The 22,220-nt window shown below is 70.6% G+C and carries 23 protein-coding genes and 1 pseudogene; 3 read left to right on the plus strand and 21 right to left on the minus strand.

All coding sequences use genetic code 11. The annotated features are described in order from the left end of the window. Positions 1 to 15 precede the first annotated feature (15 nt). From AB0M82_RS02500 to AB0M82_RS02560, 13 genes are all read right to left on the minus strand, one after another. Complete coding sequence (locus tag AB0M82_RS02500) at positions 16 to 1,641, minus strand: penicillin-binding transpeptidase domain-containing protein (protein ID WP_364716890.1); 1,626 nt, start codon at positions 1,639 to 1,641, stop codon at positions 16 to 18. An 84-nt stretch (positions 1,642 to 1,725) separates the two neighbouring features. After that, positions 1,726 to 4,893 carry an isoleucine--tRNA ligase gene (gene ileS, locus AB0M82_RS02505; RefSeq protein WP_364716892.1) on the minus strand — a complete coding sequence of 1,056 codons (3,168 nt, stop codon included), beginning with the start codon at positions 4,891 to 4,893 and terminating at the stop codon, positions 1,726 to 1,728. A 397-nt stretch (positions 4,894 to 5,290) separates the two neighbouring features. After that, positions 5,291 to 5,866 carry a hypothetical protein gene (locus AB0M82_RS02510; protein WP_364716893.1) on the minus strand — a complete coding sequence of 192 codons (576 nt, stop codon included), beginning with the start codon at positions 5,864 to 5,866 and terminating at the stop codon, positions 5,291 to 5,293. A gap of 126 nt (positions 5,867 to 5,992) precedes the next feature. Then, on the minus strand, positions 5,993 to 6,838 hold the full coding sequence (locus AB0M82_RS02515) for a DivIVA domain-containing protein (RefSeq protein ID WP_364716895.1): 846 nt from the start codon (positions 6,836 to 6,838) through the stop codon (positions 5,993 to 5,995). Positions 6,839 to 6,891: 53 nt separating this feature from the next. Continuing rightward, positions 6,892 to 7,167, minus strand: a complete 276-nt coding sequence (locus AB0M82_RS02520; RefSeq protein WP_072477845.1) for a YggT family protein — start codon at positions 7,165 to 7,167, stop codon at positions 6,892 to 6,894. Positions 7,168 to 7,282: 115 nt separating this feature from the next. Beyond that, the gene (gene sepF / locus AB0M82_RS02525) at positions 7,283 to 7,885 is read right to left on the minus strand and encodes a cell division protein SepF (RefSeq protein WP_364716898.1); all 603 of its coding nucleotides are present in this window, start codon (positions 7,883 to 7,885) and stop codon (positions 7,283 to 7,285) included. A gap of 97 nt (positions 7,886 to 7,982) precedes the next feature. Then, the gene (locus tag AB0M82_RS02530; protein ID WP_364716899.1) at positions 7,983 to 8,717 is read right to left on the minus strand and encodes a YggS family pyridoxal phosphate-dependent enzyme; all 735 of its coding nucleotides are present in this window, start codon (positions 8,715 to 8,717) and stop codon (positions 7,983 to 7,985) included. Between the two features lie 72 nt (positions 8,718 to 8,789). Next, on the minus strand, positions 8,790 to 9,497 hold the full coding sequence (gene pgeF, locus AB0M82_RS02535; protein WP_364716901.1) for a peptidoglycan editing factor PgeF: 708 nt from the start codon (positions 9,495 to 9,497) through the stop codon (positions 8,790 to 8,792). 88 nt (positions 9,498 to 9,585) lie between these two features. Then, entirely contained in the window at positions 9,586 to 10,893 is a 1,308-nt protein-coding gene (gene ftsZ / locus AB0M82_RS02540; RefSeq protein ID WP_364716903.1) for a cell division protein FtsZ, read from the minus strand. A 241-nt stretch (positions 10,894 to 11,134) separates the two neighbouring features. Next, the gene (locus AB0M82_RS02545; protein ID WP_364717520.1) at positions 11,135 to 11,890 is read right to left on the minus strand and encodes an anti-sigma factor; all 756 of its coding nucleotides are present in this window, start codon (positions 11,888 to 11,890) and stop codon (positions 11,135 to 11,137) included. An 11-nt stretch (positions 11,891 to 11,901) separates the two neighbouring features. Then, positions 11,902 to 12,507 (minus strand): ECF RNA polymerase sigma factor SigK, encoded by a 606-nt coding sequence (gene sigK, locus AB0M82_RS02550; protein WP_364716905.1) that lies wholly within the window; start codon positions 12,505 to 12,507, stop codon positions 11,902 to 11,904. Beyond that, positions 12,500 to 13,234 carry a DUF1365 domain-containing protein gene (locus AB0M82_RS02555; RefSeq protein WP_364717522.1) on the minus strand — a complete coding sequence of 245 codons (735 nt, stop codon included), beginning with the start codon at positions 13,232 to 13,234 and terminating at the stop codon, positions 12,500 to 12,502. The genes sigK and AB0M82_RS02555 overlap by 8 nt, the downstream gene beginning before the upstream one ends. Then, positions 13,228 to 14,496 carry an FAD-dependent oxidoreductase gene (locus AB0M82_RS02560; protein WP_364716908.1) on the minus strand — a complete coding sequence of 423 codons (1,269 nt, stop codon included), beginning with the start codon at positions 14,494 to 14,496 and terminating at the stop codon, positions 13,228 to 13,230. Before AB0M82_RS02560 ends, AB0M82_RS02555 begins: the two co-directional genes overlap by 7 nt. 82 nt (positions 14,497 to 14,578) lie before the next feature. Between AB0M82_RS02560 and AB0M82_RS02565 the strand changes: the two genes are divergently transcribed. Both AB0M82_RS02565 and AB0M82_RS02570 read left to right on the plus strand, forming a co-directional pair. Continuing rightward, positions 14,579 to 15,844, plus strand: a complete 1,266-nt coding sequence (locus AB0M82_RS02565) for a class I SAM-dependent methyltransferase (RefSeq protein ID WP_364716911.1) — start codon at positions 14,579 to 14,581, stop codon at positions 15,842 to 15,844. Beyond that, positions 15,835 to 16,602 carry a DUF1295 domain-containing protein gene (locus tag AB0M82_RS02570; RefSeq protein ID WP_364716913.1) on the plus strand — a complete coding sequence of 256 codons (768 nt, stop codon included), beginning with the start codon at positions 15,835 to 15,837 and terminating at the stop codon, positions 16,600 to 16,602. The genes AB0M82_RS02565 and AB0M82_RS02570 overlap by 10 nt, the downstream gene beginning before the upstream one ends. Here the strand turns inward: AB0M82_RS02570 and AB0M82_RS02575 are convergent. The 7 genes and pseudogenes from AB0M82_RS02575 to AB0M82_RS02605 form a co-directional block, all read right to left on the minus strand. Then, a complete protein-coding gene (locus tag AB0M82_RS02575; RefSeq protein ID WP_364716916.1) occupies positions 16,589 to 17,095 on the minus strand; it encodes a DinB family protein in 507 nt (168 codons plus the stop codon). The genes AB0M82_RS02570 and AB0M82_RS02575 overlap by 14 nt on opposite strands. Positions 17,096 to 17,219: 124 nt before the next feature. Further along, the gene (locus tag AB0M82_RS02580; RefSeq protein WP_364716918.1) at positions 17,220 to 17,414 is read right to left on the minus strand and encodes a hypothetical protein; all 195 of its coding nucleotides are present in this window, start codon (positions 17,412 to 17,414) and stop codon (positions 17,220 to 17,222) included. A 262-nt stretch (positions 17,415 to 17,676) separates the two neighbouring features. Then, a complete protein-coding gene (locus AB0M82_RS02585; RefSeq protein WP_364717523.1) occupies positions 17,677 to 18,180 on the minus strand; it encodes a Scr1 family TA system antitoxin-like transcriptional regulator in 504 nt (167 codons plus the stop codon). A 191-nt stretch (positions 18,181 to 18,371) separates the two neighbouring features. Further along, positions 18,372 to 18,530 (minus strand): annotated as a pseudogene (locus tag AB0M82_RS02590) (helix-turn-helix transcriptional regulator); the annotation flags it as partial. Beyond that, positions 18,517 to 19,032 (minus strand): DUF6879 family protein, encoded by a 516-nt coding sequence (locus AB0M82_RS02595; protein WP_364716921.1) that lies wholly within the window; start codon positions 19,030 to 19,032, stop codon positions 18,517 to 18,519. The gene AB0M82_RS02595 and the pseudogene AB0M82_RS02590, both read right to left, overlap by 14 nt. After that, a complete protein-coding gene (locus tag AB0M82_RS02600) occupies positions 19,016 to 19,210 on the minus strand; it encodes a hypothetical protein (RefSeq protein WP_364716924.1) in 195 nt (64 codons plus the stop codon). The genes AB0M82_RS02595 and AB0M82_RS02600 overlap by 17 nt, the downstream gene beginning before the upstream one ends. A gap of 74 nt (positions 19,211 to 19,284) precedes the next feature. Further along, the gene (locus tag AB0M82_RS02605; protein WP_364716927.1) at positions 19,285 to 19,824 is read right to left on the minus strand and encodes an ABATE domain-containing protein; all 540 of its coding nucleotides are present in this window, start codon (positions 19,822 to 19,824) and stop codon (positions 19,285 to 19,287) included. Between the two features lie 77 nt (positions 19,825 to 19,901). On the opposite strand from AB0M82_RS02605, the gene AB0M82_RS02610 reads away from it, so the two are divergent. Then, a complete protein-coding gene (locus AB0M82_RS02610; protein WP_364716930.1) occupies positions 19,902 to 21,071 on the plus strand; it encodes an MFS transporter in 1,170 nt (389 codons plus the stop codon). Between the two features lie 292 nt (positions 21,072 to 21,363). Here AB0M82_RS02610 and AB0M82_RS02615 read toward each other — a convergent pair whose 3' ends face one another. Then, complete coding sequence (locus AB0M82_RS02615; RefSeq protein WP_364716933.1) at positions 21,364 to 22,194, minus strand: NAD(P)H-binding protein; 831 nt, start codon at positions 22,192 to 22,194, stop codon at positions 21,364 to 21,366. Positions 22,195 to 22,220: the final 26 nt, after the last annotated feature.

The following is a 22,220-nucleotide window of genomic DNA, read 5'->3' on the forward strand; positions in this document are numbered from 1 at the left end:
GTTCGCGGGGGCGGGTCAGAGGGCCTTGAGGAACCGGGCGGCCAGCTGGACCGCCGGGCCCGAGTCGTTCGAGTCCTCGAGGACCACCGCGAACGCGACGTTCCCGCGGTAGCCGACGAACCAGCCGGTGGCGTCCGATCCGTCGCCGAACTGGGCGGTGCCGGTCTTGCCGAAGACGGCTCCGGCGCCCGCCGCGGCCTTCCCGGTGCCGCTGGTCACCACCGCGCGCATCATCTTCCGCACCTCGGCGAGCACCGACGCGGGCGGCGGCGAATAGCCCTTGACCACCTGCGTGTCCAGGTCGTGCCACAGGCGCGGGGTGATCGCCTTGCCGGACGCGACCGTCGCGGCCATCAGCGCGCCGCCGAGGGCGCTGGCCTGGATCTTCCCCTGCCCGAACCCGTCCTCGACCTGCTCGTCCTTGCTCGCCGCGGGTTCGACCTTGCCCAGCTCGGTGTTGATGCCGGGGATCTCGTAGTCGGCGTTGAGACCCAGCTCGTCGGCGGCCTTCTGCAGCCCGTTGGCGGGCAGACCGAGCGCGAGCTGCCCGAACGTCGTGTTGCAGGACCGCGCGAACGCCGTCTGCAGGTTCGTCGCGCCCAGCTCGAAGCCCTCGTTCTTGACCGTGCGCGTGCCGATCGTCGCGACGCCGGGGCAGTCGACCGGCGAGCCCGCGGTGAGCCCGCTCTGCTGGACCGCCGCGACCGACGTCGCGATCTTGAACGACGAGCCCGGCTCGTACAGGCCGTTCAGCGCCTTCGGGGTGTTCCCGGCGGCGGCGTTCTGCGCGACGGCGAGGATGTCGCCCGCGCCGGTGTCGAGAGCGACGAGCATCGCCGACCCCTGGTAGCCGTTCACCGCGGCCTGGGCGGCGTTCTGCGCGGCCAGGCTCAGGCTGGACGTCAGCGGCTTCGCGCCTTCGGCCGACGCCTTGCCGAACAACGTCTCGAGGTTCTTGCCGCTGGTGTCGACGCGTTCGACGGCGAACCCGCTGCCCTTCGCGGCGGTCACCTGCCCGGTGAGCGCGGACCGCAGCAGCGGCGCCGGGTCCCCGTCGGCCGGGCGCAGGCCGCCGGCCCCGCTGACGAGCAGGGGCTTACCGTCGCGGTCGGCGACCGCGACGCTGTCCTGCACGGCCGTGCTGATCACCAGCCGCTGGCCCGCCTCGAGCTTCGGGTGCAGCAGCGACGGCGCCCAGTGCACGAGCCACTTGCCGCCCGCCTGCGCGAGCTGGAACGGCACGTCGTACGTCCAGACCTGGCCCGGCTTGAGCGCCCACGACAGGCTGAACGTCCCGTCCGCCTGCTTGGCTCCGGCCGGGGCCGGCCGCAGAGCCGTCAGCTTGGCGGTGACGGCGGACGGGTTCAGCGTGTTCCGCGCGTCCCGCAGGGCGACCGCGGCCGCCGCGTCGTCGTCGGTCAGCCGGCTCGCCGCGTCGGGGTTGTTCGCGGAAAGGTCCCGCAGGTACTCCGTGATCGCCGAGTTCGGATCGGGCGCGCCGGGACTCTCCACCGCTGTCGCTCCCGCGGCCGCTTCGGGCGTCGAACTTCCGCTGTTCAGCAGGAAGAACGCCGCCACCACGACCGCGACGACCAGCAGCGCGCCGCCGATCAGGACGCCCCGTCTCTTGGCAGGACTCATCTCCGCGTACCCCTCCCCCAAGGTGCCGCCCACCGATCGTGGGTGGCCAGCCGGGTTCTCACCTTACCGGCCACCCACGACAGTTCAGGCCTTGGCGACCGCGACGGTCACCTTCGTGCCGTCGCCGACCGCGCCGGCGAACCCCTCGGCGACCGAGCCGTAGGTCACCGACGTCGCCAGCGTCTCCGAGGCCAGGAACTCCTCGTGCCGCTTCGCCGCCTCGACCACCTCGGAAGGAGCGTCCACCGTCAACGCGATCCGGTCGGCGACGTCGAGCCCGGCGTCACGGCGCGCCTGCTGCACGACCCGGACCAGGTCGCGGACCAGGCCCTCGGCCGCCAGTTCCGGCGTCACCTCGGTGTCGATCAGGACGAGCCCGGACCCGCCGGGCAGCTCCGCCGCCGCGCCGCCGCCCCTGGCCACCAGCCGCCGTTCGAACTCGCCCTCTTCGAGGGTGATCCCGGCCGCCTCGACCTTGCCGCCGACGAACGTCCAGTCGCCCGCCTTGACCGCCTTGATCACGGTCTGGACGTCCTTGCCGAGCCGCGGGCCGGCGGCGCGGGCGTTCACCGCGACCTCGAACCCGCCGTGCGCGGCGACGTCGGTGGTCAGCTCGACCTCCTTGACGTTCACCTCGTCGCGCAGGATGTCGGCGAAGGCCGCCAGCGACTCGGCGTCGCCGGCCGCCACGACCAGCGAAGGCAGGGGCAGCCGCACGCGCAGCTTGTTGGCCTTCCGCAGCGACAGCGCCGACGACGCCACCTGCCGCACCCGGTCCATCGCGGTGACCAGCGCCGCGTCCGCGGGCAGGTCGAGCGCGTTCGGCCAGTCGGTCAGGTGCACCGAACGGCCGCCGGTGAGACCGCGCCAGACCACCTCGGTGGTGAGCGGCAGCAGCGGCGCCGCGACCCGCGACGTCACCTCCAGCACGGTGTGCAGCGTGTCGATCGCGTCCTGATCACCCGCCCAGAAGCGGTCCCGCGAGCGGCGGACGTACCAGTTCGTGAGCACCTCGAGGAAGTCCCGCACGGTCTGGCACGCGCCGGCGACGTCGTAGCTGTCCATCGCGTACTCGACGTCGGTGACCAGTTCGTGCGTCTTCGCCAGGACGTACCGGTCGAGCACGTTCGGCGAATCCGTGCGCCACTTGCCTTCCACGCCTTCGGCATTCGCGTACAGCGCGAGGAAGTAGTACGAGTTCCACAGCGGCAGCACGGCCTGGCGGACGGCGTCGCGGATGCCCTTGTCGGTGACGACCAGGTTGCCGCCGCGCAGGATCGGGCTCGCCATCAGGTACCAGCGCATGGCGTCGGAGCCGTCGCGCTCGAACACCTCGTTGACGTCCGGGTAGTTGCGCAGCGACTTGGACATCTTCTGCCCGTCCGAGCCCAGCACGATGCCGTGCGACACGCAGGCGCGGAACGCCGGCCGGTCGAACAGCGCCGTCGCGAGCACGTGCAGCAGGTAGAACCAGCCGCGGGTCTGCCCGATGTACTCGACGATGAAGTCGCTCGGGTAGTGGTGCTCGAACCAGTCGGCGTTCTCGAACGGGTAGTGCACCTGGGCGTAGGGCATCGAGCCGGAGTCGAACCAGACGTCCAGGACGTCCTCGACGCGGCGCATCGTCGACTTGCCGGTCGGGTCGTCCGGGTTCGGCCGGGTCAGCTCGTCGATGTAGGGCCGGTGCAGGTTGTCCAGCCGCACGCCGAAGTCGGCCTCCAGCTCGTCGAGCGAGCCGTAGACGTCGGTGCGCGGGTAGGCCGGGTCGTCCGACTGCCACACCGGGATCGGCGTGCCCCAGTAGCGGTTGCGCGAGACCGACCAGTCGCGCGCGTTCTCCAGCCACTTGCCGAACTGGCCGTCCTTGACGTTCTCCGGGTACCAGGTGATCTGCTGGTTCAGCTCGACCATCCGGTCCTTGAACTGCGTCACGGCGACGAACCACGACGACACCGCGCGGTAGATCAGCGGGTTGCGGCAGCGCCAGCAGTGCGGGTACGGGTGGTCGTAGGTCTCGTGCCGCAGCAGCAAAGCGCCCTGCCGCGCCGCGGATCCCGTGCCGTTCTTCAGGTCCCGGATGATGTTCGGGTTGGCGTCGAACACCTGCTGCCCGGCGTAGTCCGGCACGGTCGCGTCGAACCTGCCCTGCGCGTCGACCGGCGTCACCGGGGTGATCCCGGCGGCGTCGGTGACCACCTTGTCCTCTTCACCGTAGGCGGGCGCGATGTGCACGACGCCGGTGCCGTCTTCGGTGGTGACGTAGTCGGCGGCCAGGACCCGGTGCGCGCCCTCGGTGTCCGCGAAGTACGGGAACGGGGGTGCGTAACGGGTTCCGAGCAGTTCCGCGCCGGTGTAGTGCGCGACGACTGCCGGCTCCTCGCCGAGTTCACGCGCGTACGCGGCGACCCGGGCTTCGGCGAGCAGGAACCGCTTGCCTGCGAAGTTTTCGCTCTCCACGACGACGTACCGCACCTCGGGGTGCACGGCGGTGGCGAGGTTGGACGGCAGCGTCCACGGCGTCGTCGTCCAGATCAGCAGGTAGGTGCCGTCGAGCTCGGAACCGTTGCCCTCCAACCGGAAGCCGACCGTGACGGCCGGGTCCTGCCGGTTCTGGTAGACGTCGTCGTCCATCCGCAGCTCGTGGTTGGACAGCGGCGTCTCGTCACGCCAGCAGTACGGCAGGACGCGGTAGCCCTCGTAGACGAGTCCCTTGTCCCACAGGCGTTTGAACGCCCAGAGCACCGACTCCATGTAGGTGACGTCGAGTGTCTTGTAGTCGTTGTCGAAGTCGACCCAGCGGGCCTGGCGGGTGACGTACTCGCGCCACTCGTTCGTGTAGCGCAGCACGGATTCGCGCGAAGCCTCGTTGAACTTCGCGATGCCCATCTCTTCGATCTCGGCCTTTTCCGTGATCCCGAGCTGGCGCATCGCCTCGAGCTCGGCGGGCAGGCCGTGGGTGTCCCAGCCGAAGCGGCGGTCGACGCGGCGGCCCTTCATCGTCTGGTACCGCGGCACCAGGTCCTTGACGTACCCGGTGAGCAGGTGGCCGTAGTGCGGCAGGCCGTTCGCGAACGGCGGGCCGTCGTAGAAGACGTATTCGTTGTCGCCGTGCTCGCCGGCGGGCCGGGCGTCGATGGTCGCCTGGAACGTCCGGTCCGTCTCCCAGTAGGCGAGGACGCGCTTCTCCAGCGCGGGGAAGGACGGCTGCGAGGGGACTCCTGCGCCGTCGTCCAATTGGGCCTTGGGGTACATCCGGGTGCTCCTCGGTTCGTCGCTCGCGTACGGACGACCGGCTCCCGCACCGGTCACCCACACGGGGACGAGACGCCTTGGCGGCGTACCGCGGTACCACCCCGCTTGCCTGCTCGCGCAGGCCGCTTCGTTGAACGGCTGTCACGGGCCGCACCCGTCCGGTTCTACTGAGAGCGGTGACGCTCGGTTCTTCCGGAGGCTCCCCGGTGATGGCCGGATCGACGCCGTGTTGCCTACCAGATTAACGGGCGCGCGCAACCGGGTTGTCACGAGGGGCACGGACCCCGGCGAGCGTCACGCCGATCGCCGCCGGCCACCGGCGCGGTTCGCGGAGGCCGGCTGGGTGCGACGGCGCGCGGGCCTTGGAAACCCACCTCGGCCTGGCGGACCTCGCCGCCTAGCGGTGGGCGGCGACCAAGGTCGCGTCGGGGTGGCACTGCGAGCAGGGGGTGAAGCCGAGCTGGCGGGCTTCGCCGACGCCGATCAGGATGCGGCCCCGGCTGCCGAGCCAGGAGCAGGTCGTCAGGTGGTAGCGGGGGTGCTCGTCGACCACCACGACCTCGTCCTCGAGCTCGGTCAGGATCGCGAGGTCGGCCTCGGACGTCTCTTCTTCGCCCGGCTCGGCATCCGCTTCCGCCTGGGCGGGTCCCGCCGCCTCGGTCTCTTCGGGCTCAGGCGTGTCGGCCGGATCGCCCAGGTCGCCGGACGCCGGGATCAGGACGGTTTGTTCCTCTTCGGCCGGGTCTTCCGCCGGAGCCGGCTCAGCGGCCTCGACAGCGGGAGCCACGGGTGCCACGGGCGCGGCGGAAACCGCGGTCCGGCGACGGCGGCGCAGCCAGTCGGCGACCAGGATCAGCCCGGCCAGCACCGAAAGACCGATGGAAACCCACGCCCACAGCGAAGAAGCGGTGATCAGCGCGGTGACGAGCAGCCCCAGAGCCGCCAGTACCAGTACCAGCACGATGTAGAGCACGGCTGCATTAGAGCACGGACGGCAAGGGTTTGGACCACGACCCGCCCACGTGCGGTACCGGATCGACTCCGAACCGTGGCGCACCCCAACCGGTCAAGCCGGCCGGGGTGCACCCGGGAAGGAAACTCAGCCCGCTTCGGCCCGCGGACCGAACGAGTAGCCCTGGCCGCCGCTCGACGAACCGGACGACTGCCCGGAGCTCGACGACGCCGACGCGGGTGCGGCGGAACCACGGTCGTCGAGCTCGCGCAGCTGGGACTCGAGGAACCCGCGCAACCGCGTGCGGTACTCCCGCTCGATCGTGCGCAGCTCTTCGATCTTCTTGCCCAGCCCGCCCTTCTCGGCGTTGAGGCTGTTCATCGTCTCGGTGTACTTCCGCTGCGACTCGCGCTCCAGCGTCGTCGCCTTGTCGCGCGCCTGGCGCTCCAGCGTCTCGGCCCGGGTCCGCGCGTCGTTCAGCATCGTGTCGACGCGCGTGCGCGCCTCGTTCACCATCGAGTCGGACTTCGCCCTGGCGTCCGAGAGCAGCTGCTCGGACTTGGTGCGAGCCTCGGCCAGCATCCCGTCGGACTCGGTCTTCGCCTCGGCGGTCAGCCGGTCGGCCATCTCCTGGGCGAGGCCCAGGACCTTGGCGGCCTGCACGTTCGGCTCGGTGCTGTCGCCCACCATCGAGTGCGCCTGGGTCTGCTCCATGGCGGACTGGGGCGGTGGCACCGGCGCCAGGCGCCGCGAAGGTTCCTCGCGCATCGGCGGGGCCGATTTGGCGCTGTCAAGCTCGCTACGGGTCGACTCGAGCTCGGCGTCGAGTTGCTCCATCTGCTGGCGCAGCTCGTTGTTGTCCTCGATCAACCGGGCCAGCTCGGTCTCCACCAGGTCGAGGAACGCGTCCACCTCGTCCTCGTTGTAGCCCCTCTTGCCGATGGGCGGCTTGCTGAACGCGACGTTATGCACGTCAGCGGGGGTCAACGACATCAGATCACCTCACGCACTCCATGGCCTGCAGGGTCCACCCAAGTTCTCCCCGATCAACTTGGAGTCGCCAGTTGCATCGCGAAGAACACAACCAACAGCAGCACCATAATCGATAAGTCCAGTCCGACGCCGCCGATCCGAACCATCGGAATGATTCGTCTGAACAGTCGAACCGGCGGGTCCGTCACTGTGTAGATGGTCTCGAGCGTGACCGCAACCCCACCGGCCGGATGCCACTCACGGGCGAACGTCCGGACGAGTTCGATCACGATGCGCGCCGTCAGCAGCAGCCAGAAGGCGAACAGCACGTACCAAACGACCAGCCACACAGCTTCCACGTACCTACTCTAACCGGGCGTCCTCTTCGAAGACGCAGTTGAGGGGGTCGACGCAGCATCGGGTCGACAAAATCACGTCTGCTTGCGCTCAGCGGTCCGTGCGACTTCAGCCGCGCAGGAACAATCCGCCCTCGGCAATCCGCCGGCGGTCCTCGGCGGTCACGTCCACGTCGGGCGGTGAGAGAAGGAACACCTTGTTGGTGACCTTGTCCATCGACCCGCGGAGCGCGAACGCCAGCCCGGCGGCGAAGTCGACGAGCCGCTTGGCGTCCGCGTTCTCCATCTCGGTGAGGTTCATGATCACCGGGATGCCCTCCCGGTAGTGCTCCCCGATCGCCCGCGCCTCCGCGTAGCTGGTCGGATGCAGCGTGGTGATGCGGCTCAGCGGGTCGCGCACCGGCTGGCGCACGACCGGCTCGGTGACCGGGCGCAGGCGCGCCACCGGCTCGGGCTGCCGGTCGATCGCGAGCGCGCCGTGGACGGCGGGCTCGGATCCGGACACGGAGCGTGAGCGGCTGCGGCTGACGGGCTCGTCGTAGGCGTCGTCGACGTCGCGGTACCGTGAGCGCGACGGCCGAGGGGCCGGCTCCTCGTAGGAGTCGTAGTCGTCGTCCGCGTAGCCGCGCCGGTAGTCGTCATCGACGTCGTAGCCCTCGTCGTCCGCGGGCACCATCCCGAAGTAGGCCTTCAGCTTCTGCAGCGCGCTCATGCCTCTCCCTAGCCCTAGCCGCTCCCGCACCAACGCTTCTCCACGCCGTCAGTGCCCCGCGCGGGTGGCCACGAAACGTGACAACCGCGCGAGCTCCCTACGGCGAGGCTAAACCGCGCCCGCCGAGCAGCGCGGTTCCGACACGCACACAGGTCGAACCGTGCGTGATCGCCTGATCGAGATCATGGCTCATCCCGGCGGAGACGTCAGTGGCATTCGGGTGATCTTCGCGGAGCCGCTCCGCCGCATGAGCGAGCCGTTCGAAGGCGGCCGCCGGGTCGGCGCCGAGCGGGGCGACGGCCATCAGGCCGCGAAGCCGCAGTTCACCCGTGTGGGTGATGAGCTCGGCGAGCGCGCCGAGCTCCCCGAGCGGGCAGCCGCCGCGATCCGGGTCGTCGTCGAGGCTCGCCTGGATCAGGACGTCGAGGGGTTCCTCACGGTGACCGGCGTCCCGGGCGGCGCGCACCGCCTTCGCGAGCGCGTCGGCGAGCCGCGCGGAATCCAAGGACTGCACTTCGTGTGCCCACCCGACCACGGAGCGTGCCTTGTTCCGCTGCAGCCGGCCGACCATGTGCCAGCGCAGCCGGGTCCCGGGACGCAGCCCGGCGACCTCGGCCGCCTTCGGGCCGGCCTCCTGGTCGCGGTTCTCGCCGACATCGGTGACGCCGAGGTCCGCCAGCAGCGCGACGTCGGAGGCGGGGAACGTCTTGGTCACCGCGACCAGCCGGACCTCCTCGCGCGCCCGCCCGGCCGCCCGGCACGCGGCCGCGATCCGTTCCTCGGTCATCTTCAGGTTCTCGGCCAGCTCGGCCTTCCGGTCGACTGTGTTCACGCCGCCTCCGCGGTAAAAAGTACGTCGGCGGTGTTCACGCCGCCTCCGCGGTAAAAAGTACGTCGGCGGTGTTCACGCCGGGTCGATCCACGTGATGCCGGCGATCCGCCCGGTGGTGCCGTCGCGCCGGTAGCTGAAGAGCGTCTTGTCCTCGTTCGTGCACCGCGGGTCGACGCCGACCTTGCCGACACCCAGGTCCGCGAGCTGCCGCCAGAGCCCGGCGCGCAGGTCGAGGCCGGGGGTGCCCTTGCGGGTCTTGCAGGCACTGCCGGGCACGTGCTTCTCGACGTCGGCGGCCATGCCGGCCGGGACCTCGTAGCAGTCGCCGCAGATGGCCGGGCCCAGCAGGGCTTCGATCCGGTGGGGTTCGGCGCCCACCTCGCGCATGGCCGCGACCGCGGCCGGGACGACGCCGACCCGCGCGCCGACGCGGCCGGCGTGCACCGCCGAGACCACCCCGGCCTCGGCGTCGGCCAGCAGGATGGGGACGCAGTCGGCGACCAGCACCACGAGCGCGACGCCGGGGGTCGCGGTGACCAGGGCGTCGGTCGCCTCGGCGGCCTTGGTCTCCGAGCCGTCGACGATCGTCGCCGTCCGGCCGTGGACCTGTTCCATCCAGGCCAGCCGGTCCTCGGTCAGGCCGAGCTCGGCGGCGAGCCGCTTGCGGTTGGCGTAGACGTCGCCCTCGTCGTCGCCGACGTGATCGGCCAGGTTGAACGTGTCGTACGGCGGCCGGGACTCGCCGCCCGCCCTGGTCGTGACCACTCGCCGAACCCGCATGCCGCCATCCTCCCAGAAACCGTGAATGGCACATTGAGGGACTTCAAGTCCCTCAATGTGCCATTCACGGACGTTGCCCGCGGGGTCGCTAGCGCCGCATGAACGGGGGCACGTCGACCTCGTCGTCCGAGGGGTCGTCGTGCACCGGCATCGCGCGGCCCGGCAGGCTGCCCTGCGTCGAGTTGGACCCGAGCGGCGAGTAGCCGCGCGAACCGCCGCCGGGCTGCGGAAGCCCGCCGGACGGCTGGTTGCCCGTGGCCGACGGCAGCGGCGAGTGCGACCGCGGCGGCGCCACCGGGTAGCCGGAGCTGCCGCCCGACGGCACCGGGGTGGCACCCGACGGCGGCTGCTGCTGGTTCGCGACCTGCCCGGCCGAAGCCGAAGCCGTGGTCCCCGACGAACGCGAGCCGGAACCGAAGGTGGACGGGTCCAGCTTCTTGTGCGTCGGCGCGCCGGCGTCGAACCCGGCGGCGATCACGGTCACGCGGACCTCGTCGCCGAGGGAGTCGTCGATGATCGTGCCGAAGATGATGTTCGCGTCCGGGTGCGCGGACTCCTGGACCAGCGAAGCGGCCTCGTTGATCTCGAACAGGCCCAGATCCGAACCACCCGCGATCGAAAGCAGTGCGCCGTGCGCACCATCCATGGAGGCTTCGAGGAGCGGCGAGTTGATCGCCTTCTCCGCGGCCTGGATGGCCCTGCCTTCACCGCGTGCGCTCCCTATACCCATCAGGGCGGAGCCCGCGCCGGACATGACGCTCTTGACGTCGGCGAAGTCGAGGTTGATCAGGCCCGGCGTGGTGATCAGGTCGGTGATGCCCTGGACACCGGACAGCAGCACCTCGTCCGCGGAGCGGAACGCGTCCATCAGCGACACGCCGATGTCGCCGAGCTGCAACAGCCGGTCGTTCGGGATCACGATCAGCGTGTCGCACTCGTTGCGCAACGCCTGGATGCCGTCTTCGGCCTGCTTGCCGCGGCGCTTGCCCTCGAACGTGAACGGGCGGGTCACCACGCCGATGGTCAGCGCGCCCAGCTTGCGGGCGATCTGCGCCACGACCGGCGCGCCACCGGTGCCGGTGCCGCCGCCCTCGCCCGCGGTCACGAACACCATGTCGGCGCCCTTGATGACCTCTTCGATCTCTTCGCGGTGGTCTTCGGCGGCACGCTGGCCGACCTCGGGGGCGGCGCCCGCGCCGAGGCCACGGGTCAGCTCGCGGCCGATGTCGAGCTTGACGTCGGCGTCGGACATGAGCAGTGCTTGTGCGTCGGTGTTCACCGCGATGAACTCGACGCCCTTGAGGCCGACCTCGATCATGCGGTTCACGGCGTTCACGCCGCCACCGCCGATGCCGACCACCTTGATCACCGCAAGGTAGTTGTGCGGGGGCGTCATCGAAGTCCGCCTTCCTGATCGTTGTGCCCGTACAGCCCGCCGGCCGGTGATCACTCTCAACCTCAACCCCAGATCGAGAGTTATGTCAACCGCCGACGTTAGGCAGGACGGTAGGCACCAGGCAGGCTCTAATCCAGTAGGCACGCCGTGTGTCGCAAAGGTGTTTTGCCACAACACGTTCGAGTGCGCAAGAGCGGGGAGCCGGGAGCACCCTCCCGGACCCGTCTGCTATGGCGCGCGATCAGGTGGGCACGGGCATGCTCATGAGGACTTCCGAAGGCGCCCCGGTGGGTGAACCGCCGGCCGGTTCGACGCTGACCGCGAGCTTGTCGGCGGACCCGACGCCCTGGGCCACGACCAGGCCGCCGTCGTCGGACGCGGCGATCACCCCGGCCGAGCGCGGCGTGCCCGAACCGGTGAGCAGCCAAGCCTCGTAGACCTTCCCGCCCGGCTGCGACGGCAGCCCGGCGTCCATCACCAGCACGCGGTCCAGCGACCGCGACAGGACCACCGTCACGCCGCCGCCGGTGGGCGCTTCGCCGTGCGCGGTCTTCGCGTCCGGGGCCGCGAGCAGGGCGGCCACCGGCTCGTACCGCTGCTTCGCCTGGTCGAGCCGGCTCTGCGCGGCCTGCAGCTCCTGCTGCTGGGTCAGCGCGATCCCGCCGAACACCCCGCCCGCGGCAAGCCCGATGACGGCGGCCGCGGCCGTCACGACGACCGCCCAGCGCGGAGCCCGCGCCGAGCGGCGGTGCCGCTCGGGCGCGCCGGGCCGGGTCCGGGGCGGCAGCTGGCGAGTGGCGTGCATGGCGGCCATGACGCGGTCCTTGAACTCCGGCGACGGCTCCTCGGCCATCGCCGCGCCCAGCCGGGCCGCGGTCGCGCGCAGCTCGGCGACCTCCTGCGCGCACGGCTCGCACTGCTCGAGGTGGCGGGCGAACTCCGCGCGCTCGAAGTCGGACACCGCGTCGAGGGCGAAGGCGCCGGCCAGGGTGTGCATTTCCGGTGTGCTCACGCGGTCACCCCCAGGCAGTCCCGCAGGCGGATGAGCCCGTCCCGGAGCCGCGTCTTGATGGTTCCTTGCGGCGTCGACAGCACTTCGGCCACCTCGCGATACGTATAGCCCTGGTAGTAGGCGAGCAGCACGGACTCGCGCTGCAGGTCGGTCAGGAAGGTCAGGCAGCGGCGGACCTGGCTGCGCTCGAGCCGCGCGGTGACGGACTCGGCGACCTCGTCGAACGGACGGCCGCGGGCGGCCTCGAAGGTCGCCTTCTGCTCGCGTTCGGTGCTGGCCCGCGCCGAGCGGACCCGGTCGACCGCGCGGCGGTGCGCCAGCGTCATCGCCCAGTTCAGCGCCGAGCCGCGCTCGGGCGCGTACCGCGTGGCGGTGCGCCACAGCTCGACGAGCACCTCCTGCGCGACCTCTTCGGACTGGGCCGCGTCGCGCACGATCCGCCGGACGAGCCCGTAGATCGGCCCGGCGAGCTGGTCGTAGAGCAGCTCGAAGGCGCGCTCGTCGCCCTTGGCGACGCGCACCAGGAGTTCCTCGGCGGTGGGCCCGGCCTCGTGTCCGGAAGGCACCGGAGCCATGTGGCGCGGGCGGGCCGGCTCATCCATGCAGCTGTCCTCCGGCGTTCTGCGGGGTGCGCGGCGCGACCGCGGCCTTCCGCAGCCACAACGCGACGCCGTGGCGGCGGATCAGCGCGGACACCCGCTGCGGGAGCAGCGGCCGGGCCAGCACCAGGCGGGCCAGCCACCGCGGGTTCACCGGGCGGCGAACTCCCCGAAGCGTAGCGACCAACGGCGTCGCGCCTTCCCGGTGCAGCGCCACCGTGAGGTCGAGCAGCGCTTCCGGGCGCGGCAGGCGCATCCGGTACTCGCCGTCCATGCGCTGGAACGGCGAGACGTAGAACTCCTTGTCCGCGCGGGAGCGGTCGTCCGCGTCGGGGTGCAGCAGGTAGGCGTGCCTGCCGCCGTAGGTGTTGTGCACCTCGGCGACGACGCACGCGAGCCGGCCGTCCGGATCGTGGCACCAGTAGACGGTGATCGGGTTGAAGGCGTACCCGAGCACGCGGGCGCCGGCGAGCATGACGACCCGGCCACCGCGCAGGTCGACGTCCCGTTCCCGCAGCCACGCGTCGAGCTTGACCCGGATGCCGGCGCGGTCGTCGGCGGCGAAGTGGTCCCGGCTGTCGAAGCGGGCGAAGGGCCGCAGCCACCAGGCCGGCCGGGGCGGCGCGTCGAGGTCGACCAGCCACAGGTAAACGCGGTGCGCGAAGGCGTACGGCGGGTCGATCCGCCGCACGTGCGCGACCGTGGCGTCGTAGAGCGCGTTCGTCACCAGGCGACCCCCAGGCTTCCGGCGGCGCGGGCGCCCGAGGAACAGCCGTCCTCGTGGAAGCCCCAGCCGTGGTAGGCACCCGCGTAGGCGAGCACGCCGTCGTTCAGCTCGGGCAGACCGCGTTGCGCGGCAACGGATTCCGGCGTGTAGACCGGGTGCTCGTACCGCATCCGCGCGACCAGCCGGTCCGGTTCCGGCGCGTCGCCCGGGTTGAGGGTGACGACGTAGCCGGTCGGCTCCTCGAGCCGCATCAGCCGGTTCATGTCGTAGCTGACCTGGACCGCGCCGGTGGGCGCCCCGCACGCCGGGGCGCGGTAGTTCCACCCGGCCCGCGCGTCGGCCAGCGAGGGCAGCACGCCGGTGTCGGTGTGCAGCCAGGCTTCGTTGGCCGAGTAGCGGAACGCGCCGAGCACCTCGCGTTCGGCGGCGGTCGGGTTGGCCAGCAACGCGAGCGCCTGGTCGGCGTGCGTGGCGACGACGACCCGGTCCACCCGGTGCGGGGTGTCGGCGTCGTCACGGATCTCGACGCCGCGGGCGGTCCGCAGCACCGACCGCACCGGCGTCGACAGGTGGACCGCGGTGAGCTGCTTCGCGGCGCGTTCGACGTACTCGCGGGACCCGCCGACGACGGTCCGCCAGGTCGGCGAGTTCCGCACCGAGAGCATGCCGTGGTTGCGGAGGAACTCGAACAGGTACCGCGCCGGGTAGCGGAGGGTGTCGGTGCGGTCGGCCGACCAGACCGTGGACACCAGCGGCAGCATGAAGTGGTCGACGAAGTAGCGGGTGTAGCCGCCGATGGCGAGGAACGCGCCGAGCGTGACGTCTCCGGCGTCCTCCGCCACGAGCAGGCGCTTCGCGTGCCGGTGGAACCGCTTGACCTCGGCCAGCATCCGCAGGTAGCGCGGCCGGGCGACGTTGCCGCGCTGGGCGAAGAGCCCGGCCAGCCCCTTCGCGCCGGCGTACTGCAGGCCGCAGCCGTCGCAGCGCACGCTCATCGACATCTCGGCGTCGCGGGTGCGCACGCCGAGCTCGGCGAACAGCTTGAGCAGCGTCGGGTAGGTGCGCTCGTTGTGGACGATGAAGCCGGAGTCGACGCCGACCGTCCCGCCGTGCGCGCTCGGCACGTCGTGCGTGTGGGCGTGCCCGCCCAGCCTGCTGTCGGCTTCGAACAGCAGGACCTCGTACTCGCGTTGCAACAGGTAAGCGGCGGTCAGTCCGGCCACCCCGCTGCCGATGACGCCGATGCGTTCTCCCGTGATCTCCACACCGGTGTTTCGGGGCCGCGAGCCGCTCGGATTGGCAGGATGGGCGACCAATCCACGGCGCAACGGAGAGCGAATCCCGGACATGCCGAACAGCACCGCGCACCGCCTCGCCTCGTTCGCCGAAAAGCTCCTCGGCGGACAGCTCCCCGTGGCCTTGCGAACCTGGGACGGAACCCGCGCCGGCCCAGTGGACGCGCCCACCGTGGTGCTGCGCAACCGTCGCGCCCTGCGCCGCCTGCTCTTCGCGCCCGGCGAGCTGGGGCTCGCCCGCGCCTACGTCACTGGTGACCTCGATGTCGAGGGAGACCTGACGGACGGCTTCCGCCGCATCTGGGCCCTCACCCGCGCGGGTGAGGTCAATCGGGTGAACCTCGGGCCGCGCGAGTGGGTGGAAGCCGTCTCGCTCGCCGCTCGGCTGGGCGTCTTCGGGCTCCCGCCTCGGCCGCCGGCCGAGGAGGCGCGGCTGTCGGGGAAGCTGCACAGCCCGCTCCGCGACCGGTCCGCGATCGCCCACCACTACGACCTGTCCAACGCCTTCTACCAGCTGCTGATGGACGAGTCGATGGCCTACTCGTGCGCCTACTTCACGTCCGATTCGGCGGACCTCGAGCAGGCGCAGTCCGACAAGCTGGAGCTGGTCTGCCGCAAGCTCGGGCTGCGGCCGGGCCTGCGGCTGCTGGACGTCGGCTGTGGCTGGGGCTCGCTGCTGGTCCACGCGGCCAAGCACCACGGTGTGCACGCCGTCGGCATCACGCTCTCGGCCGGGCAGCTGCAGCACGTCCGCGGCCGGCTCGCCCAGCACGACCTCGCCGACCGCGTCGAGGTGCGGCGCCAGGACTACCGCGAGCTGGCGGACGCGCCGTTCGACGCGGTGGCGTCGATCGAGATGGGCGAGCACGTCGGCGAGGTCAACTACCCGGCCTACGCGGCGACGCTGCACCGGATGGTCAAGCCCGGCGGGCGCGTCCTGCTCCAGCAGATGTCGCGCGGCGGGGACGCGCCCGGCGGCGGCGCGTTCATCGAGCGCTACATCGCCCCGGACATGACGATGCGGCCGGTCGGCCGGACGCTGGACCACCTGGAGTCGGCCGGGCTCGAGATCCGGGACGTGCACGCGCTGCGCGAGCACTACGTGTGGACGGTCCGGGCCTGGGCCGACACCCTGGAGGAGAACTGGGCCGACGTCGTCGCGCTGATCGGCGAGACCGGCGCGCGGGTCTGGCGGCTGTACCTGGTGGGCGGAGCACTGGCGTTCGAGGAGAACCGGATGGGCGTGGACCAGATCCTGAGCGTGCGACCGCACCCGGACGGCACGAGCGGCATGCCGGCGACCCGGGAGTGGTCCTGATGACACTGCTCCTGACCGCCGCGGTGACGCTGGCCGCGGTGGTGGTGACGTTCGGGATCGCGCTGGCCCGCGAGCGGTACGACACGATCGACACGTTCTGGGGGCTCGGGTTCGCGATCGTGGCCGCCGTCGCGTTCCCGCTCGGGGACGGTCCCCTGGCGCTGCGGCTGGTGGTCCTGGCCTTGACGGCCGTCTGGGGTGCGCGGCTCTCGCTGCACCTGCACCTGCGCAACCGCAAGCTGCCCGAGGACCCGCGGTACGCGCGGATGCCGCCCGGGCGGCTGCGGATGTTCCTGCGCGTGTACCTGTTCCAGGCCGTGGTGCTGTACTTCGTTTCACTGCCGGTGCAGTTCGCGATGGACGGCACCGGGTTCGGGGTGCTCGGCTGGCTCGGCATCGTGGTCTGGCTGGCCGGCTTCGCCTTCGAGACGATCGGCGACGAGCAGCTGCGCCGGTTCAAGGCCGACCCGGCCCACCGCGGCAAGGTGCTCGACACGGGGTTGTGGCGGTACACGCGCCACCCGAACTACTTCGGCGACGCGTGCGTGTGGTGGGGCCTCTACCTGCTGGCCTGCTCGACCTGGCCGGGCGCGGCGACCATCCTCTCCCCCGTGGCGATGACCTTCACCCTGGCCCGCGGTACGGGAAAGCCCTTGCTGGAGAAGGGAATGGCGCGGACCCGCCCGGCGTACGCGCACTACGTCGAGCGGACCAGCGGCTTCTTCCCGTTGCCGCCCAAGCGGGTCACTCCCCGGTGAGGCCGTCGGTCAGCTCGCGCAGCACGTCGAGGTGGCCGACGTGCCGCGCCGTCTCCTCGATCATGTGCGTGACGACCCAGCGGACGTTGAACGTCTCGTCCTTGTGCGTCACCTGGTCGTCGAGCCCACGTGCCGCGATGATTTCCCGGCTGCGGGCACACTGGGCTTCGTAGCCGCTCAGCAGGGTTTCGACCTTGGTGTCCGGTGGGATCCGGAACTCCGCGTCAGGGTCCTGTTCCAGTTTCTCCTCCCAGGTGTCCTCCTCGCCGTCGACGACCACGCCGAACCAGAACCACTCGTTGAGCGTGAGGTGGGCGACCAGCCCGGCGATCGTGGTCAGCTCGCTGGGCAGGTGGACGCGCCGGGCCTGCTCGCCGGTCAGCCCGCCGCACTTCCACGCGACGGTCGCGCGGTGGTAGTCGAGCAGGCTGGTGAGGATCTCGCGCTCGCCGCCGGTGAGCGGGACCTCCGGGCGCTGGGGTTTTTCGGTCATGCGTGGAACTCTGCCAGAGGGGTCCGACAGTTTCCGGCGAGACAGTGGCTGACGGCGTCGGCTGCCGCGTACTCGTCCGAGCAGTGGCTGTGGGAAGCCGTCCTTCACAGGCGGCGTCCCCGCGTCAGCGGGCGAACCGCGCGAGATGCGCGAGCGCCCACGACCGCCCGAACTCTGCCAGCACCACTCCCGACCAGCGTCCCGCGATCTTCACATCGGTCCACAAGGTCATCCTCGGACCGGCCAGCGTTCCGTGGCTGACGTGCACGCAGGACGCACCTTCGGCCCAGCAGAACACGAAGTGCGCGTACATGTACATCCACACCTCCAGCCCCGAGGAATCGGTCGCCCGAACAGGCCCTTCGGTGGGGTACGGAGCCCGGTAGAAGACTTGAGTCCGGCTTCCACTGCGAACCTCATCCGCAACGAAGCCCGGTCGCAGCAGGGGATCAGTCTTCGACAATGGTGATCGTGCCGGTGCCATCGCAACTCCCGCAGCCCTTCCCTTTGCAGTCACCGCAGGTGCGAGTGATGTTTTCCATACCGGAAAATGTAGAATCGAAACCGGAAACCCGCCAGCACTACTCGCTTTCTCGCAAGAACTCGGCCGCAACCGACCGAAGAAAGCCCGTCGCCTCTTCATCTTTCAGTGCGTACGACCAGAAGAACTCGAACAGTTCCAAGTGGTAGGCGATATCCCGAGGATCGCGCAGTGCCACCGAACCCGAGAACAGTTCCGCGGTAACGAGCCGTTCGTCATAGACGACGAAGACGTTGAGCGGAGCCTCGGGCACGGTCGCCGCATTCGGCAGAACGGCGATGTCCAGGTTCTCGTACCGGGACAGTTCGACCATCCGTTCGATCTGGGCCGCCATCACGCCCGCACCGGCCATCCGCCACCGCACGGCTTGTTCGGTCATCAGGAACTGGAATCGCTGTGGCGACGTGACCATCGCCCGTTGGCGAGCGATTCGCCCCTCGACGATCTTGGCGATGTCGCCGACCGGCTCCGAGGCGACCGTCGGGCCGAGTGCGACTTCGGCGTAACCGGAAGCCTGGAGAAGCCCGGTCGGGATCGCGGGCAGAAGTGGCGCACCACGCGCGAATCACGTTCCAGAGCTTTCAGATCATTCTGCCGCTGCCAGAAGCCGAGCCTGGCGGAAGTTCGGCGCGACACGTAACCGACCGCGGCCAGCCGAGCCAGCGCGAGCACCGGCTCGGCCTCCGCCCGGCCGATCCCGAGGGCCCGGAGAATGCGCTCGACATCGACCACCGACGGCAGGATCTTCCCCGTTTCGATCCTGCTGATCTTGGCCTGGCTCATGGCACAACGCACTGCCAGCCTCTCTCCCGAGAGACCGGCAGCTTTGCGCAACTCACGAAGTGCTTCCGCGAGAGACTTGCGCTTCTCATGCTCCTGCTCAGGATCCAGCATGCCACTCGTCGAACCGAACTCCTTGCTCCAGTGCCAGCTCGCGCCAGTGCAGATACCGAGGCAGGTCCGGATCTTCCATCAGTTCACGGCTGTGCTGAGTCCCGTCGGGCTCGTAGTCGAGATGGACCACCACACGTTCGTCGAACATCCAGAAATCCTGCTCGGGCAATCCGATGTCCCGCTCTCCGGCTTCGATGATCCGGTAGTCCTCGCCCGCCTCGACATTGCCCGGGATACACCCGGCCAGGAGATATCGCGTGTAGTCGGTCAAGGGTCGGCGAACGATCTTCACTCGCTGGATCGTCTTGCCCGCTGCCACGTACCCACGAACCCGATCGTGCCACTCGCGATTGTCGTCCGGCAGGGCGGGCAAACCCGCGAGAAACCGTTCGAAGTCTTCTCGCTCGCCGGGCATCGTGTAGACCTGCCGCGTCTCCAGCCTGAACGCCGACTTCCTGAACCCGCGAAAGACCTCACGCCACTGTTCACGGTCCAAGAGCATGCAGGGCCTCCCTGACCAGATCGATCGACACCTCGACGACCTGCTCCTCGCGCCCGACGGCAGGCCGGTCGTCCGCGTCGACGATAGCGCCGACGACGAAGAGTGAACCGCGATCGGTGAGGTGGACAGCCGGGCAGTCATCGCTCTTGCAGTCACCGGCGATCTTCTTCAGTTTCATGGCGATCACCGTAGCGGGCACACTGCGTACCCACAACGTCACTCAGTGTCTAGTCTCGTATCCGCATAACTCGCTCAGGAAGCGGTCACCTTCGAGCGATAAGTCGACTTCTTCGCCTGGTTCCCGCAGATCTCCATCGAGCACCACCGCCGCGTCCCCGGCCGAGACGTGTCGAGGAACAGGGCCCCGCACCGCGCTCCGGCGCACCGGCGGACCCGCGCGAACTCCGGGGACGTCACCAGCTCCAGCGCGTCCCGGGCCAGCACCGCCAGCATCGCCGAGGCGGGATCGGAAGCCTGCCAACGCAGTCCGCCCGACGCCGTCAGCGCGGGCGCCGGGGCCGGCAAGGCCGCGAAGCGGTTCAGGCGCTGCCGCACCGAGGGGCGCGCCGCGCCGTCCGTGAGCAGAGCGTAGATCGCTTCGCGCAACGTCTGCGCGTCGCGCTCCGAAGCCGGGCGCACCGGCGTCCCGAACGGCCCGAACTCGTCGATCCACGCGCCCCACGCCGACGCGTCGGGCAGCTCCTCCAGCTCCTCCGCCGTGCCGCGGTAGCGCAACGTCCTGATGAAGTCGAGGCACAACCGGCCCGCTCCGGAGCGGAATCTGTCCGTCATACGGGTCACAGTACGCCGGAACCGGTTTGACTGGTACCGTCGGGAACCGATCAAACCGGTTCCAGCATGGGGGCACGATGACCGAGACCAAGCAGGACGCACCGCCGGGGTGGCTCGTGCTGCTGCTGGCCGTCTCTTGTGGACTGACCGTCGCCAACCTCTACTACGCCCAGCCACTGCTCGCCGAACTGCGGCAGGCTTTCGGCGTCGGCGAGGCCGCCGCCGGCGGGGTCGTCACCGCCACCCAGCTCGGGTACGCCGCCGGGATGCTGCTGCTCGTCCCGCTCGGCGACCGGCTCGAGAACCGCGGTCTCGTCGCCACCCTGCTCGCGCTCGCCTGCGCCGGTCTGGTGGTCACCGGGTTCGCCCCCGGCTTCGCCGTGCTGCTGATCGCCGCCCTGCTCGTCGGGGCGACGTCGGTCGTCGTGCAGATCCTCATTCCGTTCGCCGCCGACATCTCGCCGGACGACATCCGCGGCCGGATCGTCGGGCGGGTCGTCAGCGGGCTGCTCTTCGGCATCCTGCTCTCCCGCGTGGTCGCCAGCCTGCTCGCCGAGGTGACCAGCTGGCGCGTCGTGTTCCTGATCTCGGCGGCGGCGATGGCCGCGCTCGCCGTCGTGCTGCGCTTCATCCTGCCGCCCCGGGCACCCAAGACCGACGTCCCCTACGGACAGCTGATCCGTTCGACGCTCGCCATGGCGCGAAAACATCCCGCGCTGCGCCACCGCGCCTTCTACCAGTCGGCGATGTTCGGCGCGTTCAGCGCGTTCTGGACGACCATCGCGTTCGTGCTGACGGCACCGCCGTTCAACTACTCCCAGCTCGGCGTCGGCCTGTTCGCCCTGGCCGGCGCGGCGGGCGCCGCGGTGGCGCCGCTGGCCGGGCGGTGGGCGGACCACGGCCACGGCCGGCGGCTCACCGCGGGCGCCTTCGTGCTCTGCGCCGCCGCCTTCGCGCTGGCCGGGTTCGGCGCGCACAGCGTCGTCCTGCTGGCCATCGCCGCGATCGCCGTCGACATGGCGGTCCAGACCACGCTGGTGACCGGCCAGCACACGATCTACCAGCTCGACCCCTCGGCCCGCGCCCGGATCAACAGCGTGTACCTCGGCACGTTCTTCGTCGGCGGCGCGATCGGCTCCCAGGCCGGCTCGATCGCCTACCACCTCGGCGGCTGGACGGCGGTCGTCGTGTTCGCCGGCGTGCTCCCGTTGCTCGGCCTGGCCGGGATGACGCGCACGCGCGTCTGACCAGCCTCCCGCCGCGCGGCCGCGAGGACGCTGACCACCGGCGGGCCGAGCGGGAGGGTCTCGGTGCTCAGGTGCGTGAACCCGGCTCCCTTCACCAGATCCTCGATTTCGCGGGCGGCGGCGCGGGACGTTTCCGCCGTGGCGCCGGGACAGCGGCCGAGCGCCCCAATGCGCCCCAATGTGGCGTTCGGTGCGTCCAACGCACCCAATGTGGCGTTCGGTGCGTCAGACGCAACCAACGCCACATTGGGGCGCAAACCGGGCCCTGTCAACGCACCTCGGACGCGCGGCACTAGGCGAACACCGCCCGGTTCGCCGCCACCCACGCGGCGTAGGTCCTTCCCGGGCGACCGAGCAGCTCTTCGACGACGCCGGTCGGCGCCTGCGGATGCCGCAGGGTCTCTTCGAAGCCGTCGAGCAGCCAGTCGACGGCGTCCTCCGGGATACCGAACCCGACCCACTGGGTGCGCTGCTCCGCACGGGTCAGCTCGTGGAACCGGATCTCCTTGCCCAGCACCGATCCCAGCGTCGCGACCTGCTCGCGCTGGCTGATCGCCTCGGGTCCGCTGAGGACGTGCGTGAGCCCGATGTGGCCGTTCGAAACCAGCACCCGGGCGGCCACCGCCGCGATGTCGCCGAGGTCGATCGGGGTCTGCGTCGCGTCGCCGTAGGCCGTGGCGACCTCGCCCGCGCGGACCATGTCCGCCCAGCCGAGCGTGTTGTTCATGAACACCCCGGGCCGCAGGAACGTCCAGGCGAAGCCCGCGTCCCGGACCGCGGCCTCGACCGCGGCGTACTCGTTGCCGCTGGAGCCCTCGTGGCCGTCGCCGACGCTGCTGCCCGACAACGCGACGACCCGCTCGATGCCCGCTTCGGCCGCCAGTTCGCAGAACCGCCGGACGGTCCGCGCCATCGGCGCCAGGTACACCGCGGAGACGTCTTTCAGCGCCACCGGCAGCGTCGACGGCTTCGCCAGCGACCCGACGACCACCTCGGCCTCTGACGGCAGCTTCGCGCGCGAAGGATCGACCGTCAGCGCGCGCACCGGCACTCCCGCCGCGACGAGTTCGTCGACCACCAGCCGGCCCACGCTGCCGGTCGCACCCGTCACCAGGATCGTCATGACACCCTCCTCGTTCTCGTATGCCG

It is taken from the genome of Amycolatopsis sp. NPDC051128, from assembly GCF_040682715.1.
Classification (GTDB): domain Bacteria; phylum Actinomycetota; class Actinomycetes; order Mycobacteriales; family Pseudonocardiaceae; genus Amycolatopsis.

Bases quoted from the DNA above. Each gene is read 5' to 3' on its own strand.
- AB0M82_RS02605 (WP_364716927.1), bottom strand. From the start codon at position 19,824: ATGACGGACAGATTCCGCTCCGGAGCGGGCCGGTTGTGCCTCGACTTC.
- AB0M82_RS02515 (WP_364716895.1), bottom strand. From the start codon at position 6,838: ATGTCGTTGACCCCCGCTGACGTGCATAACGTCGCGTTCAGCAAGCCG.
- AB0M82_RS02545 (WP_364717520.1), bottom strand. From the start codon at position 11,890: ATGCACACCCTGGCCGGCGCCTTCGCCCTCGACGCGGTGTCCGACTTC.
- AB0M82_RS02615 (WP_364716933.1), bottom strand. From the start codon at position 22,194: ATGACGATCCTGGTGACGGGTGCGACCGGCAGCGTGGGCCGGCTGGTG.
- AB0M82_RS02610 (WP_364716930.1), top strand. From the start codon at position 19,902: ATGACCGAGACCAAGCAGGACGCACCGCCGGGGTGGCTCGTGCTGCTG.
- pgeF (WP_364716901.1), bottom strand. From the start codon at position 9,497: ATGCGGGTTCGGCGAGTGGTCACGACCAGGGCGGGCGGCGAGTCCCGG.
- AB0M82_RS02575 (WP_364716916.1), bottom strand. From the start codon at position 17,095: ATGACCGAAAAACCCCAGCGCCCGGAGGTCCCGCTCACCGGCGGCGAG.
- sigK (WP_364716905.1), bottom strand. From the start codon at position 12,507: ATGGATGAGCCGGCCCGCCCGCGCCACATGGCTCCGGTGCCTTCCGGA.
- AB0M82_RS02600 (WP_364716924.1), bottom strand. From the start codon at position 19,210: ATGAAACTGAAGAAGATCGCCGGTGACTGCAAGAGCGATGACTGCCCG.
- sepF (WP_364716898.1), bottom strand. From the start codon at position 7,885: ATGAGCGCGCTGCAGAAGCTGAAGGCCTACTTCGGGATGGTGCCCGCG.
- AB0M82_RS02565 (WP_364716911.1), top strand. From the start codon at position 14,579: ATGCCGAACAGCACCGCGCACCGCCTCGCCTCGTTCGCCGAAAAGCTC.
- ileS (WP_364716892.1), bottom strand. From the start codon at position 4,893: ATGTACCCCAAGGCCCAATTGGACGACGGCGCAGGAGTCCCCTCGCAG.
- AB0M82_RS02595 (WP_364716921.1), bottom strand. From the start codon at position 19,032: ATGCTCTTGGACCGTGAACAGTGGCGTGAGGTCTTTCGCGGGTTCAGG.
- ftsZ (WP_364716903.1), bottom strand. From the start codon at position 10,893: ATGACGCCCCCGCACAACTACCTTGCGGTGATCAAGGTGGTCGGCATC.
- AB0M82_RS02580 (WP_364716918.1), bottom strand. From the start codon at position 17,414: ATGTACATGTACGCGCACTTCGTGTTCTGCTGGGCCGAAGGTGCGTCC.
- AB0M82_RS02500 (WP_364716890.1), bottom strand. From the start codon at position 1,641: ATGAGTCCTGCCAAGAGACGGGGCGTCCTGATCGGCGGCGCGCTGCTG.